Consider the following 1133-nt stretch of genomic DNA (forward strand, 5'->3'; position numbering starts at 1 on the left):
TGAAATGTCAAGTACATTGATATTCACTCATTTGTTTATTATACCTTGCTTGTGTTATTAAATTTTCATTCCTTAGTTCTCGATTGTCTCAAGTGTGAAAGTCCCCCTTTTAGCAAAGCCACTTTGGTGAGATTTAGAAAGGGCTTAATTAAAAAAGAACTAGACCAACGTTTAATTGACCGCACCGTAGAGATTGCCAAACAAAAAGGTGGGTTTGGCTCAACTCAACTCAAAGCGGCCGATAATTCCTCACCTTTATGGGGAGCTGGGAAAGTCGAAGACACATATAATCTATTGGGTCATGCTTTGCGGAAAGCAGTGAGTGTGATAGCTACTGCACAGGGGCGGGAGTCAGCAGAAATTGCCGATGAAGCTGGTGTACTCATCCTGAATAGTTCTAGCTTAAAAACGGCATTAGATTTGAATTGGGATAATCAAATCGAGCGTCAAAATGCGCTCTCAATCATCCTAAATAGCTTGGATTCTGTAGAAAAATGGATGCAATGTCAATCTCATTGTCATGGGTTTGACCTCGCCCAAGAGACCCTGAATGTTGCCCGAGTCATTGAATCCCAAAATGTGACGTTAGACTCTCAAGGAGTTTCTACTCTAATCAAAGGAGTAGCAAAAGACCGTCGCATTTCTATTGAAGACCCAGATATGCGGCATGGACGGAAAAGCCGATCTAAAAAAATAGATGGGTATAAACGCCACATTCTTAAAGATTTAGATAGCGGTGTGGTTTGTGCGGTAGCATTGAAGGAGCGCAAATACTCCCGAATCGGCTGCTACACTTGACCTAGAACGTGACTTAAGACTCCAAAATATTCACCTAACTGAGTTACATATTGACCGGGCTTATTTATCTAGTCATTGGGTCACACAGCGGGATGAGCAATTAAAGATATTTTGCAAGGCCTGGCCTGTCAGAAATTCTGGTCGATTTGATAAAAATTCTTTTTTCCTGGATTGGGATACGCATTTAATAAGTTGTCCCAATCAAGTAAGTATCCCATTTGAACCGGGAAAAGTTGTTCATTTTCCTCCGAGTGAATGGGGTGCATCTCACTTTTGCGAAGGTGTCAAAAAAAAGTTAAAATGAAAAAGCTAGTAAAATCGTCAAATAAAGATGA

The 1133-nt window shown here is 40.6% G+C and carries 1 protein-coding gene; it reads left to right on the forward strand.

Features of this window, described 5'->3' with window-relative positions; translation table 11 throughout:
- Positions 1 to 126 precede the first annotated feature (126 nt).
- Positions 127 to 798, forward strand: a complete 672-nt coding sequence (locus tag QUA54_RS34320) for a hypothetical protein (protein WP_333419504.1) — start codon at positions 127 to 129, stop codon at positions 796 to 798.
- The last annotated feature ends 335 nt before the right edge of the window (positions 799 to 1133 follow it).

Source organism: Microcoleus sp. MOSTC5, assembly GCF_036701825.1.
Lineage (GTDB): Bacteria > Cyanobacteriota > Cyanobacteriia > Cyanobacteriales > Microcoleaceae > Microcoleus > Microcoleus asticus.